The sequence below is a fragment of the Microbacterium sp. ARD31 genome, from assembly GCF_031844425.1.
This window is the reverse complement of the sequence record NZ_JAUZVE010000022.1, coordinates 1-19555: the sequence shown is the minus strand read 5'-3', so window position 1 is coordinate 19555 and position 19555 is coordinate 1. Positions and strand designations below refer to the sequence as shown.

The 19555-nt window shown below is 72.9% G+C and carries 23 protein-coding genes and 1 pseudogene; 4 read left to right on the top strand and 20 right to left on the bottom strand.

Annotation, left to right across the window (positions count from 1 at the left end; translation table 11 throughout):
* The first annotated feature begins 45 nt into the window (after nt 1-45).
* Nucleotides 46-651, top strand: a complete 606-nt coding sequence (locus tag Q9S36_RS32635; RefSeq protein WP_311288985.1) for an ACT domain-containing protein — start codon at nt 46-48, stop codon at nt 649-651.
* Between the two features lie 10 nt (nt 652-661).
* Here Q9S36_RS32635 and Q9S36_RS32630 read toward each other — a convergent pair whose 3' ends face one another.
* Entirely contained in the window at nt 662-1978 is a 1317-nt protein-coding gene (locus Q9S36_RS32630) for an MFS transporter (RefSeq protein WP_311288984.1), read from the bottom strand.
* 87 nt (nt 1979-2065) lie between these two features.
* On the opposite strand from Q9S36_RS32630, the gene Q9S36_RS32625 reads away from it, so the two are divergent.
* A complete protein-coding gene (locus Q9S36_RS32625; protein ID WP_311288983.1) occupies nt 2066-3604 on the top strand; it encodes an ATP-binding protein in 1539 nt (512 codons plus the stop codon).
* Between the two features lie 11 nt (nt 3605-3615).
* Nucleotides 3616-4326: a VOC family protein gene (locus Q9S36_RS32620; RefSeq protein ID WP_311288982.1), complete on the top strand. Its 711-nt coding sequence runs from the start codon at nt 3616-3618 to the stop codon at nt 4324-4326.
* Between the two features lie 8 nt (nt 4327-4334).
* Here Q9S36_RS32620 and Q9S36_RS32615 read toward each other — a convergent pair whose 3' ends face one another.
* The 15 genes from Q9S36_RS32615 to Q9S36_RS32545 form a co-directional block, all read right to left on the bottom strand.
* Entirely contained in the window at nt 4335-5027 is a 693-nt protein-coding gene (locus Q9S36_RS32615) for a hypothetical protein (RefSeq protein ID WP_311288981.1), read from the bottom strand.
* 4 nt (nt 5028-5031) lie between these two features.
* Nucleotides 5032-5538: a sigma-70 family RNA polymerase sigma factor gene (locus Q9S36_RS32610; RefSeq protein WP_311288980.1), complete on the bottom strand. Its 507-nt coding sequence runs from the start codon at nt 5536-5538 to the stop codon at nt 5032-5034.
* A gap of 79 nt (nt 5539-5617) precedes the next feature.
* A complete protein-coding gene (locus Q9S36_RS32605; protein ID WP_311288979.1) occupies nt 5618-5851 on the bottom strand; it encodes a hypothetical protein in 234 nt (77 codons plus the stop codon).
* On the bottom strand, nt 5848-7893 hold the full coding sequence (locus tag Q9S36_RS32600; protein WP_311288978.1) for a flagellar biosynthesis protein FlhA: 2046 nt from the start codon (nt 7891-7893) through the stop codon (nt 5848-5850). Before Q9S36_RS32600 ends, Q9S36_RS32605 begins: the two co-directional genes overlap by 4 nt.
* A 77-nt stretch (nt 7894-7970) precedes the next feature.
* Nucleotides 7971-9149 (bottom strand): EscU/YscU/HrcU family type III secretion system export apparatus switch protein, encoded by a 1179-nt coding sequence (locus Q9S36_RS32595; RefSeq protein WP_311288977.1) that lies wholly within the window; start codon nt 9147-9149, stop codon nt 7971-7973.
* A gap of 6 nt (nt 9150-9155) precedes the next feature.
* Complete coding sequence (locus Q9S36_RS32590) at nt 9156-9923, bottom strand: flagellar biosynthetic protein FliR (RefSeq protein ID WP_311288976.1); 768 nt, start codon at nt 9921-9923, stop codon at nt 9156-9158.
* 3 nt (nt 9924-9926) lie between these two features.
* The gene (gene fliQ / locus Q9S36_RS32585) at nt 9927-10196 is read right to left on the bottom strand and encodes a flagellar biosynthesis protein FliQ (RefSeq protein ID WP_311288975.1); all 270 of its coding nucleotides are present in this window, start codon (nt 10194-10196) and stop codon (nt 9927-9929) included.
* A 6-nt stretch (nt 10197-10202) separates the two neighbouring features.
* Nucleotides 10203-11087 (bottom strand): flagellar type III secretion system pore protein FliP, encoded by an 885-nt coding sequence (gene fliP, locus Q9S36_RS32580; protein ID WP_311288974.1) that lies wholly within the window; start codon nt 11085-11087, stop codon nt 10203-10205.
* Nucleotides 11084-11656 (bottom strand): flagellar biosynthetic protein FliO, encoded by a 573-nt coding sequence (locus tag Q9S36_RS32575; RefSeq protein WP_311288973.1) that lies wholly within the window; start codon nt 11654-11656, stop codon nt 11084-11086. Before Q9S36_RS32575 ends, fliP begins: the two co-directional genes overlap by 4 nt.
* A gap of 1 nt (nt 11657) precedes the next feature.
* Nucleotides 11658-12428 (bottom strand): flagellar motor switch protein FliN, encoded by a 771-nt coding sequence (fliN, locus tag Q9S36_RS32570; protein ID WP_311288972.1) that lies wholly within the window; start codon nt 12426-12428, stop codon nt 11658-11660.
* On the bottom strand, nt 12425-13387 hold the full coding sequence (locus tag Q9S36_RS32565) for a flagellar motor switch protein FliM (protein WP_311288971.1): 963 nt from the start codon (nt 13385-13387) through the stop codon (nt 12425-12427). The genes fliN and Q9S36_RS32565 overlap by 4 nt, the downstream gene beginning before the upstream one ends.
* 83 nt (nt 13388-13470) lie before the next feature.
* Complete coding sequence (gene fliL / locus Q9S36_RS32560; RefSeq protein ID WP_311288970.1) at nt 13471-13914, bottom strand: flagellar basal body-associated FliL family protein; 444 nt, start codon at nt 13912-13914, stop codon at nt 13471-13473.
* Nucleotides 13911-14801: a flagellar motor protein MotB gene (locus tag Q9S36_RS32555; protein ID WP_311288969.1), complete on the bottom strand. Its 891-nt coding sequence runs from the start codon at nt 14799-14801 to the stop codon at nt 13911-13913. Before Q9S36_RS32555 ends, fliL begins: the two co-directional genes overlap by 4 nt.
* A gap of 1 nt (nt 14802) precedes the next feature.
* Entirely contained in the window at nt 14803-15579 is a 777-nt protein-coding gene (locus Q9S36_RS32550; RefSeq protein ID WP_311288968.1) for a MotA/TolQ/ExbB proton channel family protein, read from the bottom strand.
* Nucleotides 15579-15878: a flagellar FlbD family protein gene (locus Q9S36_RS32545; RefSeq protein ID WP_311288967.1), complete on the bottom strand. Its 300-nt coding sequence runs from the start codon at nt 15876-15878 to the stop codon at nt 15579-15581. Before Q9S36_RS32545 ends, Q9S36_RS32550 begins: the two co-directional genes overlap by 1 nt.
* Before the next feature lie 137 nt (nt 15879-16015).
* Here Q9S36_RS32545 and Q9S36_RS32540 point away from each other — a divergent pair, with 137 nt between their 5' ends.
* Complete coding sequence (locus Q9S36_RS32540; RefSeq protein ID WP_311288966.1) at nt 16016-16558, top strand: GNAT family N-acetyltransferase; 543 nt, start codon at nt 16016-16018, stop codon at nt 16556-16558.
* On the opposite strand, the gene Q9S36_RS32535 is transcribed toward Q9S36_RS32540, so the two are convergent.
* The 4 genes and pseudogenes from Q9S36_RS32535 to Q9S36_RS32520 all read right to left on the bottom strand — a co-directional run.
* Nucleotides 16456-17058 (bottom strand): SGNH/GDSL hydrolase family protein, encoded by a 603-nt coding sequence (locus Q9S36_RS32535; protein ID WP_311288965.1) that lies wholly within the window; start codon nt 17056-17058, stop codon nt 16456-16458. The two genes, Q9S36_RS32540 and Q9S36_RS32535, sit on opposite strands and share 103 nt — an antisense overlap.
* 45 nt (nt 17059-17103) lie before the next feature.
* Nucleotides 17104-17820, bottom strand: coding sequence for a thermonuclease family protein (locus Q9S36_RS32530; protein ID WP_311288964.1), 717 nt, complete (start codon nt 17818-17820; stop codon nt 17104-17106).
* Nucleotides 17821-17951: 131 nt separating this feature from the next.
* Nucleotides 17952-19046 (bottom strand): PP2C family protein-serine/threonine phosphatase, encoded by a 1095-nt coding sequence (locus Q9S36_RS32525; protein ID WP_311288963.1) that lies wholly within the window; start codon nt 19044-19046, stop codon nt 17952-17954.
* 233 nt (nt 19047-19279) lie between these two features.
* Nucleotides 19280-19555: pseudogene (locus tag Q9S36_RS32520) on the bottom strand (HNH endonuclease signature motif containing protein); the annotation flags it as partial.

Below are 19555 nucleotides of genomic sequence, written 5' to 3'. Positions count from 1 at the left end.
CGCGCCTGAAACGCCGCCGACACAGACTCCCGATAGCCTCGAGCCATGCCGTACCTGATGCGCGTCGAGCTCCCCGATGTCCCGGGGTCGCTGGGTCGCGTCGCGAGCGCGATCGGTGAGGCCGGTGGTGACATCGACGCGATCGAGATCGTGGAGAAGCACGACGGGTACGCCGTCGACGACGTGCTCCTCGAGATGGCGCCCGGCACCATGCCCGACTCGGTGGTCTCCGCGTGCAGCGTCCTCGACGGCGTCAGCGTGCTGTGGATCAACCGCTACGCCGCCGGCGGCAACCTGTTCCTCGACCTCGAGGTCGTCGAGGCGCTCACCGAGGACCCGTCCACGGCGCGCGACCGGCTGGTCGACCTGCTGCCCATCGCGTTCCGCGTGGACTGGGCGGCCAGGGTCCGCAGCGGTCCCGACGGCGTCCGGGTGGTGCACCGCACCGACGCCGCTCCCGACGAGTTCCCGGAGCGCGACGTGCCCGCGCCGGTCCGGCTCCCCGGCGACGACACCTACGTCGAGTGCGCCGCGCCCTTCGGCGACGACGTGGTGCTGATGGGTCGTCGCGGCGGTCCGGAGTTCCTCGACTCCGAGCTCGCCCGCCTCGAGCACCTCCTCGGCCTGGCGATCACGATCAGCCGGGGCTGAGCCCCGGGGCTCAGCGGACCGAGCGGATCCGGGTGACGAAGACCGAGCCGAGGACGCAGAGGGCGAAGCCGACGACGTAGACCACGCCGTAGCCCAGCGACCAGCCGTCGCCGTGGGTGGCGACCGAGCCGCCGAGCTCGCGGACGAGGACCAGGATGAGGCCGGCGATGGCGGGCGCGAGCACCTGGGGCAGCGCCGAGGCGATGTTGATGACGCCGAGGTCCTTGGCACGGTCGACGGCACCGGGCAGCACCTGGGTGATGAGGGCGAAGTCGACGGCCTGGTAGACGCCGAAGCCGGCGCCGAGGACCACCGCGGCGAGCAGGGCGCCCGGCCACGCCTGCCACAGCCCGAGGACGAGCGAGCTGGCGCCGATCAGCACGCCGGACCAGATGACGAACACCTTGCGCCGCCCGACCCGGTCGCTCCAGTGGCCGACGACCACGGTGGTGGCGACGGTGGCCACGCCGTAGATGAGCACCAGGAGCCCGAGCCGGGACGTGGCGTCGTCGTCGCCGTAGCCGAGCCCGTCGGTGAGGAAGTAGTAGAGATAGTTGAGCGCGATCCAGTTCCCGAGGTTGACCAGGAGGCGCGTCAGCCAGGCCCACGCGAAGTCCGGGTGCTCCCGCGGCGACACCCACAGGGAGCGGACCAGCTTCCTCCAGTCCATCGGCTCCAGCACGTGGTCGGTGGGCAGCGGCACGTCGCGCGAGCCGAGGAGGTACGGCACCGACAGCGCGAGCATCACCAGCGAGATCACCAGGTAGCCCTGCGCGATCGAGCCGGTCAGCTCGGCGATCTTGATGCCGACCAGGACGCCGATGGTGCCGGCGATGGCCACCAGGCCGCCGATCAGGCCGCGCCGCTCGACCGGCACCTGGTCGGGCACCGCGGCGACGCCACCGGCCCACGCGGCGTTGAGGGCGAGCTGGACCAGGCTCCAGGCGACGACCATGAGCACCGCGTCCTCGGCGATGGAGAGCAGCAGCAACGAGGCGGCGCCGAGCACGACCCCGCCGAGCACCCACGGCACCCGGCGGCCGAGCCGCGACGTCGTACGGTCCGAGAAGGCGCCCCACACCGGGTTGGCGAACATCGAGACGGTGGCGCCGGTGAAGAGCACCACGGCGAGCAGCAGCTCCTTGCTCATCCCGCCCGGCTCGGCGGCGGCGATCCGGTCGGCCTGCTGCGCCAGCAGCACCTGGATCGGGCCGAACCAGCCGGCCATCACGCCGAGGTTGAGCAGGACGAGCGCGCCGATCCAGCGGGCCGGGGGCGCGTCGACGGGCTCGTCGAACGCCGAGCGGGCCGCAGCCTGAGTGGTCACCGCGTCATTGTGGGGCTCCGCAGCCGGGGGCGCGAGGAAAATCCGGGTCCGTCGGACCGGGTGACCGCCTGCTGGTCTAATGAGGCAATGGTCTTCCCAGGAGACCGGGCGACGGGACGCTCGGACCTGCTCGACATCGTCTCCGTGCTCGATGTCGACACCGTCCTCGAGCGAGCCGCGACGATCGGCGCCGACCGCACGCGCGCCCGGGGCCTGGTCCTGACCCTCGTCGACGAGCCGGCCCGCGACGACACCGGCACGTCCGGGCTGGCCCGGGTGCTGATGGCCCGCGGCCTGTCGCGCGACGACGCGGACGCCCTGCGCGGCCGGCTGGGGACGTCGGGCCTGCGGGGGGAGCCGGGCGCGCGACCCGAGCACGACCTGTCCCGGCTGGCCGACCCGGTCTCCGGGGGCGAGGTGCTCCGCGTGCCGGTCGTGGTGGGCAAGCGGCTCTACGCCGACCTCCTGCTGCTGGCCCCGCCGGAGGGCTTCTTCGACGACGACGACGTGGCGAGCATCGCGGTGCTCGGCCGGGTGACCGGCGTCGCCGTGCGCAACGCCCTGAGCTACGCGTTGAGCGAGCGCCGCCACGAGTCGCTCGAGCTCGCCGCCGCGGTCGACCGCTCGGTGCGCCCGCCCTACCTCCTCGCCGAACCGCTCACCAAGCTGGCCGAGGGCGCCCTGCGGATCTGCGCGGCGCGGACCGCGGTGGTGGTCGAGGTCGTCGACGAGAGCATCGACGTCTCCGCGGGTGCCGGGCAGACCGACGAGGTGCTGGCCCGTGCGCTCGGGGAGGTCACGGATCACGTGGTCGCCGCACAGCACGACGGGCAGGAGTTCCTGGTCCGCCTGGCCGACCACACCGTGTGGGGGCTGCCGCTGGATCCCGAGCACGCCTTCGCCGGCGTCGTGGTGCTGCTGCTCGACGACGCGCACCCGGGCCCGTCGGCCGACGACCGCGAGCTGCTCGAGGCCTTCGTCCGCCACTGCTCGCTGGTTCTCGACCACGCCGTGCTGCAGCAGGAACGGCAGCACGCGGTGCTCGCCGCCGACCGCGACCGCATCGCGCGCGACCTGCACGACGGGGTCATCCAGCGCCTCTACGCGACCGCGCTCAAGCTGCGCGCCGGGATCCGCAGCGGCGAGGACACCAACGGTCACGGCGACGAGGCGGTCCGGGAGATCGGTGACTCCATCCGCGACATCCGCGGCACCGTCTTCGAGCTCGAGCGCGGCCGCCCGACGTCGCTGCGCAACGACGTCCTCGCCCTCGCGCGGGAGTACGAGCCGGTGCTCGGCTTCCTGCCCGTCGTCCGGTCGTGGGGTCCGGTGGACCCCCTCGTCCCGCAGGCACTGTCCGAGCAGGCGACGGTCGTGCTGCGCGAGGCGCTGTCCAACTGCGCCCGCCACGCCGGCGCGACCCGCGTCGAGGTCGACCTGGCGGTCGAGGACGGCTGGTTCAGCCTCTGGGTCACCGACGACGGCCGGGGCATCTCGGCCACCGAGGTGCCGGGCAACGGGCTGCGCAACCTCCGGGCGAGGGCAGCCGCCCACGGTGGGGACCTCGACCTGCAGGACGCCGACCCGGGCACGGTCCTGCGGTGGCGGGTCCCGATCTCGGGCTAGGGTCGGCAGGCATGGGAGGCAAGGACATGCTGCGCAGCGCCCGGATCGCCGAGGCCGGGCTCACCGACTGGCGGAAGCTGGCACAGGGGCTGCACGCGCGGTTCCGCACCGACGGCTTCGCGGCCGGAGCCCGGTTCGCGGTCGCGGTCGGTGAGGCCGGAGACGAGGTGGGCCACCACCCGCGGGTGGTGGTCGGCGCGGAGCACGTCGACCTCGAGCTGGTGACCCCCGACGCGATCTACCGCGCGGACGACGGCACCGAGCACGTCGTGGAGTGGGTGACCCAGCAGGACGTCGACCTCGCCCACCGCATCTCCGGCATCGCTGCCGACCTCGGGCTCGAGGCCGATCCGGCGGCGGTCGCCGAGGTCGAGCTCGGACTCGACACGACGAGGCCGGGGACCCTCGCGCCCGTGTGGGCGGCCCTCCTGACGGGCGAGGCCGAGTCCCAGGGCCGCGGGTCACCGAGCGACGAGGTCCGCGACGCCACGGCGCGGGTCCCGAACCTGTGGTTCGACGACGGCGACGCGTCCGGCCCGCAGCGGCTCCACGTCGAGGTCTACCTCGCTCCCGAGGTGGCCGCGCAGCGCGTCGCCGCCGCGGTCGCCGCCGGCGGCACGGTGGTCGACGACAGCCAGGCGCCGGGCCTCGTCGTCGTCGCCGACCAGGACGGCAACACCGGGATCGTGTGCTGCGACCCGGACGCGGCCGGGCAGGGCTGAGCGCGCGTTCAGCGCACGCTGCCGATCAGGTCGAGCGACTGCTTCATCTGCCCGTCCTCGGCCTGCTCCTCGCTCGCGAGCGTCACGTCGAGCTCGAGCTCCAGGACCGGGGTGGGGTCGCAGGACGCCCGGATGACGCGGACCGTGCCGGTGCTGCCGGTGGAGCTGACGACCTCGTTGCCGTCCGGGGCCCCCTCGGTGTCGGCGACGAACACGGTCATCGGGAGCGACTCCGACGAGCCGTCGGCGCTCTCGGCCGGCAGGGTGAACGTGCGAGGCCCGTCCAGCTCGGCGACGTCGGCCTCGATCATGACGAACGGCTGGAGCAGCCGCTCCCCGTCGAGGCGCCTCGGGCTGGACAGGAGGAGGCGTCTCGCTCCGCCCTCCCCGCCTGGGGCGTCGCACGTCACGGTGACGTCCTCGAACGCGTAGGTCGAGCCGTCGGGTCGCGTCATCACGAGGGAGTCCGGCGGGGTGTCCACCCCGACCAGACCCTCCCGGCCGTCGTCGGAGCCTCCTGCCGAGACCGCGGCGTAGCCGCCGATCGCGGCCACGGCGACCGCAGCCCCGACGCCGACGCCGGCCCGGCGGCGTCGGCGGCGTGCCCGCATGCGCCTCTCGACCCGGTCGAGCGCGTCCATGGGTGCGTGCAGCGCGGAGTCGAGCCGCTCGTAGCCGTCCCTGATCTGTTCCTCGGTCATCGCCTCATCCCTCCCGTGTCGTCAGCACGCCGCGTGCGCGGGCGTGCTCGCGCAGGCGCTCGGTGCCACGGGACAGCTGGCTCTTGACGGTGCCCTCGGAGCAGCCCATCCGCTCGGCGATCCCGCGCACGTCGAGGTCGTCGACGTACCGCAGGGCCAGCGCCGTGCGCTGGCGGGGCGAGAGCGTGGCGAGCGCCTCGACCAGCCACGGCTCCATCCCGTCGGCGTCCTCGGCAGGCACGGCCACCTCGGGCCCGGCCGCCGCACGCGGCAGCTCGCGGCGCAGCCGCCGGACCCGGTCGATGTTGAGCCGGACCATCACGGTCCGGGCGTAGGCGGCCGGGGTGTCGTACGTCGTGCGTCCCCAGCGCTCGCCCATCCGCGCCAGCGGCTCCTGGGTGAGGTCCCACGCGTCGTGCGGATCGGCCGTCAGCGCGTGGGCGAAGCCCAGCAGGGGCCGGGCCTGCAGCGCGACGAAGTCCGCGAAGTCGGCCCTCGTGGAGTCGTCCACCCGTGTCCCCCGTCCCGGTGCCTCGGTGGCACCTGCACCCTCTTGACGCATGGTGCCCCGAAAACGTTGAGGGCGCGGGTCAGGACGCGTCGGTCCCGTCGGCGACGCTCGGGGAGGACTCGGCTGCCCGGGCCGGCGGCTCGGACCAGAACCACTCGTAGGCCACCGTCAGCAGCACCCACGAGACGCCTGCGACGACGAGGTAGCGCGCGAGGGCCACGTCGACCGGGACCGCGCCGGTGAAGGCGCCGGCCAGGGCGGGCGAGGTCAGCACGGCGGAGACGAGGAGCATCGTGCCGGAGACGGGCCTCATGCGGTCACCGCCAGGCGGTCACCGGAGACGGTGCCGACGGAGCGCACCTGCGTCGCACCGACCAGCTCGGTGTAGGACAGCACCGCGGTGGTCTGCAGCGCGGGGGCCACCATGCGGCGCACGGCCGCGCGCAGCTGCGGTGCGCAGACCACCACGGGGCGCAGGCCCTGCTCCTCCGCGGCGACGCGCAGGTCGGAGAGCTCGCCGAGCACGCTCTGGCCGGCCATCGGGTCGAGGGCGACGACCGCCCCGTGCTCCCCCGGCCGGACCGCCTCGAGCATCCGCTGCTCGAGCAGCGGGTCGAAGCTGATGACGTGCACGACGCCGTCGAGCAGGTGGGGCGCCACGATCGCGGGGCCGAGCGCGGCCCGGGCCGCCTCGACGAGGGTGTCGGGGTCCTTGGTCGACTGGGCCTTGAGCGAGAGGGCCTCGAAGATGCGGACGAGGTCGCGCACCGCGACGCCCTCCACGAGCAGGCCCTGCAGGACGCGCTGGACCTCGCCGAGGCTGAGCTGGGCGGGGGTGAGCTCCTCGACCACGACGGGGTGGCTGCGCCGTACCAGCTCGGTGAGGGTCTTGACGTCCTCACGGCCGAGCAGCCGGGCGGCGTGCTGGCCGACGACCTCGGCGAGGTGGGTGGTGATGACCGAGGCCCGGTCGACGACCGTCGCCCCGTTGAGCTCGGCCTGGACCCGCAGCTCGGCGGGGATCCAGGACGCCTCGAGGCCGAAGACGGGCTCCCGCGTCGGCTGGCCGGGCATGACGCCGAGGTTGTCGCCGATGGCGAGCACGGTGCCGCGGGGGGCCTCGCCCCGCGCGACCTCGATGCCGAACAGCCGGATGGCGTAGGTGCCGGACGGCAGGTCGATGCTGTCGCGGGTGCGCACGGGCGGCACGATGATGCCGAGCTCGCCGGCGATCTTGCGGCGCAGCGCCTTGACCCGGTCGAGCAGGTCGCCGCCGCTGGCGGTGTCGACGAGGTCGATGATGTCGGGCGAGAGCTCGAGGCCGAGGGGGTCCACCTGGATCTCGGCGGCGAGCAGCTCGGGGGTGTCCGGCGGGGGCGCGAGGGACTGCTCGCCGAGCAGCTCGGCTCCCTCTGGCTCGGGCTTGGGGACCCGGCTCGACGCCAGCAGCATGATGCCGCCGGTGGTGACGAAGGGCAGCTTGGGCAAGCCCGGGATCAGGCAGATGAAGAGGGCGCCGAAGCCGGCGATCTGCAGCGGCAGCTTGTTGGCGGTGAGCTGGCGCAGGATGTCCGAGCCCATGTCGGAGTCGCCGGTGTTGCGGGTGACGATGAGGCCGGTGGCCGTCGAGAGCAGCAGCGCGGGGATCTGCGAGACCAGGCCGTCTCCGACCGACAGCAGGCTGTAGGTCGTGATCGCGTCGCCGAACGACATGCCGCGCTGTGCCATGCCGACGGCGAAGCCGCCGAGCAGGTTGACCATCGTGATGACGATGGCGGCGATCGCGTCGCCCTTGACGAACTTCGAGGCACCGTCCATCGCGCCGTAGAAGTCGGCCTCCGCGTGCACCTCGTGGCGCCGGCGGCGGGCCTCGTCCTCGTCGATGAGGCCCGAGTTGAGGTCGGCGTCGATGGCCATCTGCTTGCCCGGCATCGCGTCGAGGGTGAAGCGCGCGCCGACCTCGGCGACGCGCTCGGCGCCCTTGGTGATCACGACGAACTGGATGATCAGCAGGATCGCGAAGACGATGAGGCCGACGATCAGCGAGCCGCCGACCACGAAGTGGCCGAAGGTGTCGATGACCTTGCCGGCGTAGCCGTCGAGCAGCACGAGCCGGGTCGCGCTGACGTTGAGGGCGAGGCGGAAGAGCGTCAGGACGAGCACGACGGCCGGGAACGCCGCGAACTCCAACGGCTTGTGCACGAACATCGCGACCAGGAGCACGAGGAGCGCGCTGGTGATGTTGAGCGCGATGAGCATGTCGAGCACGACGGCCGGCAGCGGCACCACGAGCATCACGACGATCAGCACGATGCCAGCCGGTACGCCCAGCTGGAGCAGTCGCTTGGGGGCCACGAGGTGCCTTTCGGGAGGGTCGCCGAGGGGCGCGCCGTCCGTGGCACGAGGGCGGCGCCGTCCTGGCGCCACAGGCCTCATCGGCCGGGGGTGACCGCTCCTGAGGAGTTCTGGACCGCCGCCGTGGCGGCGGGCGCGACCGACCGGCGCCGCCGGGCACCGACGGGGACGGCCGGCAGGTCGCCGTGCTGCCGCGGCGTGTGGTGCTCGCCCCCGCGGGCGCCGGCCGTGCGCCGGGAGATGACGAAGGCGAGGACCTGCGCCACGGCGGCGTACAGCTCGGCGGGGATCTCCTGGCCGACCACCGTGGACCGGTGGAGCGCCCGTGCGAGCGGGATGTCGCGGACGAGGGGCACGCCGTGCTCGGCGGCCTCCTCACGGATGCGCTGGGCGACCACGCCGGCGCCGCGGGCGACCACGCGCGGCGCGCCGCGGTCGGCGTCGTACTTCAGGGCGACCGCGACGTGGGTGGGGTTGACGAGCACGACGTCGGCGGTGGGCACGTCGGCCATCATCCGGTTGCGGGAGGCGGCGAGCTGGCGCGAGCGGATGGCGCCCTTGAGGAGCGGGTCGCCCTCGGTCTGCTTGCTCTCCTGCTTGACCTCGTGCTTGCTCATCCGGGTCTTCTTGCCCATCCGGCGGCGCACCATGGCGTAGTCGAGCACCGCCATGACCAGGCCGGCGACCGCGACGCTGCGCACCAGCGACAGCACCTCGTCGCGGACGACCTCGAGGACCGCGGCGATCGGCACCAGCCCGCCGATGAGGGGCATCAGCGCGGACACCGCGCCGTAGGCCACGAAGCCGACGACGGCGCTCTTGAGCAGCATCTTGGCGCCCTCCCAGAGGGCCTGGGTGCCGAAGACGCGCTTGAAGCCCTGCAGCGGGTTGAGCTTGGTCAGCGACGGCTTCACGCTCTTGGTGGCCATGAAGAAGCCGCCCTGGGCGAGCGCCGCGCCCACGCCGATGATCATGACGGCCGTGCCGAGGGTGACGAGGGTGATCATCACGTGGCGGGCCCCGCGACCGAGCAGGGTCATCGCGTCGGAGAGCTCGACGCGGCCCTGGACACTGAAGCAGTCGCGCATCAGCTCGGCGAGGGCGGTCAGCTCACGCCCGAGGAGGCTCGGCAGCACCATCCCGACGAGCAGGAGGGTCGCCCAGCCGCCCAGCTCCTGGGTGCGCGGGACCTGCCCCTCCTTGCGCGACTCCTTGCGCTTCTTGGCTGTGGGCTTCTCGGTCTTCTCCTCCGACACCCGTCCTCACCCCCCGCCCACGAGCGCGAACTGGGCCTCGTTGGCCAGCTCGACGAGCCGGCCGACGGCCTCCGGGAGCACCGGGAAGGACATGCCGAGCAGCAGCAGGGTGAGGCCGATCTTGGCCGGGAACATCACGTTGATGGCGTTGAGGTGCGGCGCGACCTTGGTCAGCAGCGCGAGCCCGAGGTCGGCCACGAAGAGCACGGCCACGAGCGGCAGCGCGATCTGCACGGCGGTCAGGAAGAACATCCCGAACGCCGTGATCAGCACGTGGGAGGCGCCCTCGAGCCGGGGCGCCTCGCCGAGCGGCAGCACGTCGAAGGTGCGGAGCAGGCCGCCGAGGACGAGGAGGTGCCCGCCGGTGGCGAACAGGATCATCACCGCGAGCATCTGGTGGAGCTTGCCGAAGACCGTGTTCATGTTCATCGACAGCGGGTCGAAGCCCTGCGCGAGCTGGAAGCCGCCGAAGGTGTCGATGAGCGAGCCGGCCGTGGCGATCGCGGCGAGCAGGGTGTAGGTCACCAGGCCCAGTGCGGAGCCCACGACGACCTGCGTGAGGGCGGTGACCAGCAGCTCGCCCGTGCCGGTCGGGATGCTGCCGCCCTCCACGGACGGTACGACGGCGAACGCCAGGCCGAGGGAGAGCACCACCTTGGCCATGGTCGGGACCGAGCGCCCGGCGAAGGGCGGCACGAGCGCGAGCCAGGCGATGATGCGCACGGACGCCAGCAGGTAGGCCAGCAGCGGCTCGCCGGCGACGGTCAGGGTCACGGGTCAGCCCAGCAGCGAGGGGACCAGCTCGAAGAGGTCCTTGGTGAAGTCGACGAGGGTCTCCAGCATCCAGCCGCCGGAGATCAGCAGCGCCACCCCGACCCCGACCAGCTTGGGCACGAAGGCGAGCGTGAACTCCTGGATCTGCGTCATCGACTGGAACAGCGAGATCGTGAAGCCGATGACGAGCGAGGTGACGAGGATCGGCGCGGAGAGCTTCAGCGCGACGACCATGGTCTGGAGCGCGATGTTGATGACGGTGGTGTCGGTCATGGTGGCCTACTGGTAGCTCGAGACGACGGAGGTGATGACCAGCCCCCACCCGTCGACGAGGACGAAGAGCAGCAGCTTGAAGGGCAGCGACACCATCACCGGCGGCATCATCATCATGCCGAGGGCCATCAGCGCGCCGCTGATGACGATGTCGATGACGAGGAAGGGGATGAAGATGATGAAGCCGATGATGAACGCCTGCTTGAGCTCGCTCAGCACGAACGACGGCACCAGCGTCGCCATCGACACGTCCTCGCGGTCCTTCGGCAGGTCGCGGCCCGCGACGTTGGTCAGCAGTCGCAGCTCGTCGTCGCCGGTCTGGTCGAGCATGAAGTCGCGCAGCGGCTCGACGCCGTCGTCGTACGCCACCGAGGCGGTCTTGTCGCCACCGAGGTAGGGCTGGATCCCGGTGTCGTTCATCTCGCTGAGCACCGGCGCCATGATGAACAGCGACAGGAACAGGGCGAGACCGGCCAGCACCTGGTTGGGCGGGATCTGCTGCAGGCCGAGGGCGTTGCGGGTCAGGCCGAGCACGATCAGCACCTTGGTGAAGCTCGTGCAGGTCAGCAGGATCGCAGGCAGCAGCGACAGCAGCGACAGGGCCAGGATGACCGTGACCGGCGTGCTGGGCTTGTCGGTGATCCCGTCGAGGTCGATGGTCACCGAGCTGTCCCCGCCGTTCGGGCCCTGCGGACCCTTCGGGGCGCGGGGGCCGTCGGGGCCCTCCGGGGCCATCGGCAGCGCCGAGGCGACGGTGTGCACACCAGCGGTGGACGGGGCCGGCGCGGCTGCGGCCGGCGTCGCGGTCAGGCCGAGCAGCACCGCAGCGGCGGCGAAGACGGCGGCCAGCACGGCGGCGAGGTGGCGCGCGACCCGAGAACGCGCGGTCACGACGTCTTGCCCGTCGCGGCGGCGAAGGCCTGCCGCCAGGTCTGGGCGGAGAGGACCGAGCCGGAGAGGGCGCCGTCGGTCGAGGTGCCCTGAGCAACGGGGGTGCGGCGCGGCGAGGCGGCCGGGCGCGGGGTCCGCTGCGTGAGCGCGGTGAGGGAGGGCAACGAGGTCAGGGACGCGATGCCGGTCCGCGCGGGGACGGCAGCCGCGGCGTCGGGCCGGGCAGGCAGGTCGAGGGGCAGCTCGGCCGTGAGCTCGATCTCCTGCTCACCCTCCAGCTCGCCCTCCTGCTCAGCGAGGGCGGCCTCGAGCTCGGCGTCCACCAGCTCCTCGGGGTCCAGCTCGGTCAGCAGGCTGACCTGGTGGTCGGTCGAGCCGACGACCAGCACGCGGCTGCCGACAGTGATCACCGCGACCGAGGCGCTGCGCGAGAGCGGCTGCCGGTGCAGCACCTGCACGGGAGCGCCGGCGCGCGCGCCGTACCGCTTCCCGACCAGGCGGGCCAGGAGCAGCATGAGTCCTACGACGACCGCCAGCGAGGCGATCAGTCGCACCGTGAGCTCGAGCACGTCAGCCTGCTGCGCTCTCGTCGATGATCTCGGTGACGCGCAGGCCGAAGTCCTCGTCGACGACGACGACCTCGCCGCGGGCGATGAGGCGGCCGTTGACCAGCAGGTCGGCCGGGCTGCCGGCGGCGCGGTCGAGCTCGAGGACCTCACCGGGCGAGAGGGCCAGCAGGTCGCGGACCGTCATGGTGGTGCGGCCGAGCTCGACCGTCACCTCCATGTCGACGCCGTGCAGCATCTCGATGCCGCGCTGGGGCAGGCGCGCCACGGGCACCGAGGCGGGCTCGGCCTGGACGGCGGCACTGACCGACGCGGACGCGGCGGCCGCGGAGTCGGAGACGAGGAGCGCACCCGCGGTGAGGCCGCCGCCGAGGAGCGGGACGGCGGTGAACGACGTGCCGAGGTCGGAGGCGACGAGCTCCACCGACACCTCGCGACCGGCGCCGCAGCCGGTGCCGAACGCGGCGGCTGCCGCCTCCAGCGCGGGCTGCGCAGCCGCGGCGAGGTCCAGCCCGCCCAGCGGGCTGGCGGCCAGCGCCTCGACGAGGTCGGCGCCGACGAGCACCGCGAGGCGCGGGGCGCCCGGGAGGTGCAGCTCGGCGACCACGGCGCCGGCCAGGCCGGTGCTGGCCCACTCCTCGCCCGGGACCGGCTCGCCGGCGGCGAGCGGGCTCGGGGCGGGGAGCACCTCGGCCGCGGCGGTGGCGGCCGTGACGACGCTCGCCTGGAGGTCCGCGGCGCTCAGGTCGTGGCTGCGGTCGGTGGTGGTGGTCATGCGTTCTCCTTGGTACTGGCGGTGCCGACGACCAGGGCCGCCAGCCGGGCGCCGTGGCTGCCGGCCGTGGCCTGGGCGAAGGTGGCGTCGCCGACGACGACGTCGAGCGGGTCGGAGGCGCGGTGCGAGAGACGCAGCACGTCGCCGACGGCGAGGTGGGTGAGGGCATCGGGGCCCAGCCGCGTGGGGCGGAAGCGGACCACGGCGTCGACCGGGACGTCCTGGAAGCGGCGGTCGACGAGCTGGGCGGAACGGGTGCGCTGCTCGCGCTCGCGCTCCGAGACGGGAGCGGGCGCAGCCGCCTTGGCGAGGACGGGGTGCAGCCCGGCGAAGGGCATGCAGAACGTGACGGGGTGCGTCCGCTCCTTGATCGTGAGGTCGAAGCTCGCCACGATCACGGCGTCGCTGGGAGCGGCCGCCTGGGCCAGCTGTGGGTTGTACTCGATGCCGACCACGCCGGGGGTGACGTCGACGACGCTCGCCACGCTGTACGCCAGCTCGCCCAGGAGGCGGGTCACGACGCCGCGCACGACGGCGCTCTCGATGTCGGTCAACGGCCGCTCGGGCTGGTTCACCGAGCCGGGACCGCCGAGCATCTGGTCGATCGCGCCCATCACCACGGGCAGCGGGAGGTCGAGCAGGGCGACGCCGGGCAGCGGGTCGATGCTGACCTTCACGGCGTACGTCATCGCGTCGAGGGAGTCGACGTGCTCGGCGTAGGTCTGCTGCGCCACACCGCGCAGCTGGGCCGTGCAGACCGTGCGGAGCGCGGACGTGAACACCGTGGCCATCTGGCGGGCGAACCCGTCGAAGCTCACCTGGAGCAGGCGGGTGTGCTCGCGCGAGAGCTGGATCGGGCGGCGGAAGTCGTACGCCACCGGCTCCGTCGCGCTGCGGGCACGCCGACGTGCCCGGGCACCGGTGTGCGCGGGTGAGCGGGGAGTCTGCAGGGCCGTCACGAAGTCAGGTATCGGCCTCCGCGGAGCGGACCTGAGGGGTTGGCGCGGACTGCTGCAGGGACTGCTGCGTCCGCGCCAACCGGCTACTGCGTGACGAACTCGGTGAAGTACACCTCCAGGACGTCGCCGTGGTAGTCGTGGTGGAGCTTCTCCTCGAGCTTGGCCTTCAGCTCCTTGCGCTGTCCCGCCTTGACCAGGTCGGTCTGCTCGACGCCGCTGAACAGCTCGATCGTCGCGTCGAGCGCCTTGCTGCCGTCGGCCTCGTGGGCGTCCGCGGAGAGCTGGAGCGCGATGCCCACCCGCAGGTAGTGCCCGTCGGCGAGGTTGACCTGGATCGGCTCCATGGTCATCACCTCGCCGGGCTCCGGCTCGGCCGGGCCGCTCGGGCGCAGGAAGAACCACCACGCGGCGGCGCCCGCGAGGACGAGGACCAGCGCGATCACGATGAGCTTCTTCTTCTTGCCCCCGCTCGGCTCGGACTCGTCGGCCGCCGCCTTCGTGGGGCGTTCCATGGTGGCGCTGGTCATGAGGATCCTCCCTCGGTCGGGTTGTGGGTGCCGCTGCTCCCTGCGGCGGCGACGTCGTCGAGCAGCTCGCGCGAGGCGGCGGGCAGGTTGGAGAGGACGACGATGTCCACTCGCTTGTTGATGTCCTGGGAGCCGGGCTTCTTCGGGTCGATCAGCGGCACCTCGTGGCCGAAGGCTGCGGCGCTGAGCCGCTCGCCCGGGATCCGGCCGACCTCCTGGAGGTAGCGCAGCACGGTCACGGCCCGCGCGGAGGAGAGGTCCCAGTCGGAGGCGAAGTAGCGCGGCTTCACGGGCACCTGGTTGGTGTGCCCGTCGATGCGCAGGTCCTCGGTGGCGTCGCGCAGGACCGGCGCGACCGCCGCGACCACCCGCTGGCCGCGGCGGCTCAGCTCGGCCCGGTCGGGCTCGAAGACGACGTGCCGCGAGGTCAGGCTCAGGACCAGCCCCCGCTCGTCGACGCGGCGCGTGACGTCACCGCCGAGCCCCTCCTTGCGGAGCGCCTCGGCCAGGCGCTTGCCCAGCCCGTCGAGGCGGGCGGCCTCGAGCTGCGCGTCGGCGTACTCCCGGTCCTGGTGCTCCAGCGCCTGCTGGGCGGCCGGGCTGCCCGCGGGGAACTTGTCGGAGCGCACCGGCTGCACGGCGGCGACGCCGGGGTTGTCCAGGATCGACTCCGAGCCGGTCATCACCGAGGTGGAGTCCCCGAAGCCGGCGGCCAGGCCGTCCTTGAGGGCGTTGAACTTCTTCTGGTCGACCGAGCTCATCGCGAACATCACGATGAACAGCACCATCAGCAGCGTCACCATGTCGGCGTACGTCACGAGCCAGCGCTCGTGGTTCTCGTGCTCCTCGTGCTCCTCGCGACGAGGGCGGCGTCCTCCGGCGCTCACGTCACGCGGCCTTCGCGTCAGGTGCGGGCTGCTCGCCGGCAGGCAGCAGGGAGGTGAGCTTCTGGGCGATCACGCGGGGGTTGGACCCGGCCTGGATGGCGGCCACGCCCTCGATGACGAGCTCCATGCGCGCGGCCTCGAGCTCGGTGAGGCGCTTGAGCCGGTTGCCGATCGGCAGCCAGATCACGTTGGCCGACATCACGCCCCACAGGGTCGCGATGAATGCCGCGGCGATGAGGTGGCCGAGCTCCTCGGGCTGGGCGAGGTTCTCCAGGACGTGCACCAGGCCCATCACGGTGCCGACGATGCCGATCGTGGGGGCGTAGGCGCCGGCGTCGGCGAAGAACTTCGCCGAGTGCTTGCCGTGCGCCTTCGTCGCGTGGACCTCGGCCTCGAGGATCTCGCGGACCTCGTCGGGGTCGGTGCCGTCGATGGCGAGGGTGACGCCCTTCACGAGGAAGGGGTCGTCGACCTTCTTCAGCTCCTCCTCGAGCGCCAGCAGGCCCTCGCGGCGGGCCTTCTCGGCCAGCGCGACCACCATGGGCACGACCTCGCCGGCCGGGCGCACCTTGGCGGTGAAGGCGGTCTTGAGGGACGCCAGCGCGTTCTTGGCGTCGGGGATCGTGCCACCTGCCATCGTCACCATCAGCGTGGTGCCGAACACCAGCAGCATCGGCGGCACGAGGAGGAGGCTCATCGGGTTGCCGCCCTCCATGATGTTGGCGACGACGATGATGACGAGGCCGACGAGGACCCCGATCAGGGTTGCCGGGTCCATCAGCGCTCCTCCTCCATCGTGGCCACGGGCGTGGAGTCCAGGGCAGGGTGGTCCGCGACCGCGGCCAGGTGCGCGCGCTGCGCCATGGTCTGCGGGGGGACGTCGGGCACGATGCCGGCGGCGGCGATGCTGCCGCGCCAGGCGCGCACCTGCTCCACCACCTGCAGCAGGCCCTCGGCCACGACGTACTTCTTGCCGTCGACCAGCGTCACCACCGTGTCCGGGGTGCTGTCGAGGCGCTCGATCAGGTCGGCGTTCAAGACGAACGCCGTACCGGAGAGTCGGGTCAGCAGAATCATGTCGGTGCACCATCCCTGTGCGTTGATCGCGAAGCCCGTCCGTGGGCTTCGACGTTCCCCATCGGCTTCCGGCGGGGTCACCTGAGGGGAACCGGCGACCGATCTGCGGCAGCGTCGTTGCTCCTATGCTGCGCGACGTGGTGCGATCCGAGGACGTGGAGCCGTACGAGGTCCGCCCGGCACGGCCCGGCGAGGAGAGCGCGGTCCGGGACGTGTGCTGCGCGGGCTTCGCCGCCTCGTCTCGGGGGTTGCTCCCGCCGGCGGCCACCGAGCGACGCATCCGCGAGTACTACGACCTGGCACGCGTCCGCTCCGAGCTCGCACCAGCGGGCGACGACCCTCGATGGCAGGGGTACGTCGTCGCGGCGACGGCGTCGGGCCGCGTGATCGGTGCCGCAGGCGGTGGCGTCACGGACCGGACTGTTGGCCACGTCCTCGTCCTGTACCTCGACCTGGCGCTGCGCGGGCAGGGCATCGGTACGGCGCTCCTCGACGCCGTCACCCGGCAGCAGGTGGCTGCGGGAGCCACGGAGCAGCGGGTGTCGGTGACCGAGGGCAACGAGCTCGCGATCCCGTTCTACCTCGCGCGGGGCTTCGTCGTCCGCGACCGAGTGCCCTTCGAGGTCGCCGCCGACGGGACGGTGGAGGCGTTCTCCCTGTCGATGTCGCGCGCCGTCTGATCCTCGGCCAGGGTGCGGGCGATCGCCGGCAGCAGCAGGGCGTACGCCCGCCCGCCCAGGTGGAGGCCGTCGCGGGCGAACGCACCGGTCCCGAGGGGCCGGATGACCTCCTCGGCGCGCACCACGCGCGCTCCTGCGAACGCCGAGACCGCGGCCTCCCGGTACGCGTCGAGCACGGCGTTCGTGCGGCCACCTGTGCGCGACTCGTCCACGCCTGGCGGGGTGACGCATACCCAGCTGCGGGCCGGCGCCGACTCCAGGCATCGGGTCACGGCCGCGCCGAATGCTGCCACTGGGACCTGCTTCCACGGCGCGGCGTCGTTGGTCCCGACGGACACCACGACCACGTCGTCCTCCCGGACGCCCGCCGATGCGGCCTGCGCGAGCAGGTCCAGCGACGTCGCGCCGCCCACTGCTGCGTTGCAGACGTGCGGGCCCAGGACGGGGAGGTCGCGGCGCACCCGGGCGAGGTGGCTGTCCCCGAGCAGCACGACCCGCACCGGGGCCACGCTAGCGCCCGGTGGCCCACCCGCTCGGCGCGGTGGTCACCAGCACCCGCCCCACAGACCGCGGGCGTTGCCGCGGGCGCTCGCGATCGCCCGGCCGTACTGCCGGTCGCGCGCCACCGGCGTGCCTCCGAAGACGTAGTGCCTGGTGTAGCCGTTGTAGGCCTGGCGGTAGGAGAGGTCCTTGAAGCCGCCCCGGCGGGCGACGTAGCGCAGGAGGCGGCCGTACCGGTCCTCGACGGCCTGGGTGCGGTCGGAGACGAGGTCGACGGTCGATCCCACAGGGGCCAGCCGGCGGAGGTTGTCGGTGGCCTCGGCGGAACCGCAGCGACCGCGCTCGGGCGTGTCGATGCCGAGCATCCGCACCGACACGACGGCGCCGCTGCGCAGGCGTACGTCCAGCGTGTCGCCGTCGACGACCCGGGTCACGTTGCCGGTCTCGCGGCGAAGGCGTGGGCCGGTGTCGCTCGTGCTGCCGAGGTGCGCCGGCGTCTGGGGGTTCGATCCGCCGCGACCGACGCACGGGCACGGGTTCGACTCGCAGGCGACGCCGTCTCCCTCGTCGTCGAGACGGTGCGGGTCGTCCTGCGGTCCGCCGTTGGCCAGGAAGAAGCTCTGGGCCGCGGCCTGCGACGGGAAGTCGGCGCAGTCGCGGTCGACGAGCACCGCCCCGGCCGGCGCTGAGAAGGTGACGAGCATCGTCGCGACGAGGCCGACGATCGCGGCGACGGCGGTCGACACGGTGGTTCTGCGCATGGCGATGTTGTCCCCCAGGACGGGGCGGTGCGGGCATCCGCGCCGCCGGATGGTGCTGACCGGGCGACCGTAGGCGCTCGTCGTGGACGGCGTGGGCGGTTCGGCGGAACTCGCGAGCGCGCTGGCGCGGTTCAGCGGGGAAGCGAGGTGCCCCAGTCGTGCTGCGCGTCCTCGGGGCGGTAGTCCTGCTCGTCGACGGCGTGCTCCAGCAGGAGGACGGCCAGGTCGTCGGCCGCGTCGGTGCTGCCCCGGGAGTGGTCGCGGGTCAGGTCGAGGAGGCGGTCTGCTGCGGCGTCCACGTCGAGGCCGACGAGGTGGGGCGCGAGGGCGAGGAGGTTGAGGAACTCGCCGTTCGCGTCGCGGGCTTCGCTGAGCCCGTCGGTGTAGAGCAGGAGCCGGTCACCCGGCTCCCACGTGAAGTCGTGGCGCTCGTAGCGGAAGCCGAGACCGAGGGGGAGGTCGTTGTCGAGCTCCACGAGCTCGGCGGAGCCGTCGGAACGGATCAGCAACGGCGGCGGGTGGCCCGCGGACACGATGTGCGGCCGGTCGGCGTCGGTGGCGTCGAGCAGGATCGCGGTGACGAACTCCTCGGGGTCGAAGAACGGGAGCAGGTAGGCGTTCATGTCGTCGGCGACGTCACCGAGGTCCTGCTGGAACGCGGCGGCCTGCCGGAAGGACCGGATGACGCGCGCCGCCTGCTCGACGGCGCCGAGGCCCTTGCCGCGGACGTCGCCCACGAGGAAGCGGGTGTGGCTGCGGGAGTGGTAGCAGTCGTAGAGGTCTCCGCCGATGAGGGCGTCCGCGGTGGCCGAGCGGTAGCGCACGGCGATGTTGACGCGTCGGGCGTGGGCGGGCAGCACCGGCAGGACGGCCCGCTGCGCGACCTCCGCGAGCCGGCTCACGTGCTGGAGCTGGTCCTCGCGCCGGACGCGGATGTGGGCCACGACGGCAGCGGTCGCGGAGAAGGTGACGACCGCGACGAGGCGCACGAGGTGCTGGGCCAGGCTCGAGTCGTCGCTCCACCCGTGCGACGCGACCGCAGCCAGGAGCGCGGCGACACCGAAGACTGCGGTGGGCCTCGGCGGGAGCACCGCGCACGCGACCATGGGCGACAGGGCGAACAGCACCGCCAGGGACACGCTCGGGAGGAGCAGGTCGAGGAGGACCAGCACAGCCAACGTCGCGCCGGCCAGCCCGACCCCGGCCCTGCGAAGCTCGGCGTTCACCTGTGACTGCCTTCCCGTTCGCAGCTCTGATGGCCCGTCGTTCCCGCCGGTGCCGGAAGCCCTACCCTCCACGATCAGGCCGCGCGCCGTGACCACATTGCCCCAATTGACCGGGTGCCGTCGCCGACGTCCGGCGCTCGAGGAGATCTGTGCCGGGGCGAGCGTGACGGCGAGGTGCCTGCGACGTGGCTGTGACCCCGCCATCGTGGGGACTGGCGGGGTGCGGGGCGCGGTCATGGTCGGTCGGATGGCCGGGGCTCGTCGATCGGGCTGGTGCCGGTGTGGTCGCGGCGGTAGCGGTGGCCGTGGGGGCTGGTCCACTCGAACACCCCGGGCTCGAGCATGCGGTAGTGCCAGGCGGTGTGGGTCTTCAACCGGTGGTGGGACCGGCACAAGCAGGCCAGATTCGACGTGGTGGTCGGGCCGGGCTGTGGCCGGCCCTCGGCGTCGGCGTCGTGGTCGTAGGCGACGATGTGGTCGATGTCCGAGCGGCGGGCGGGTCGGGTGCG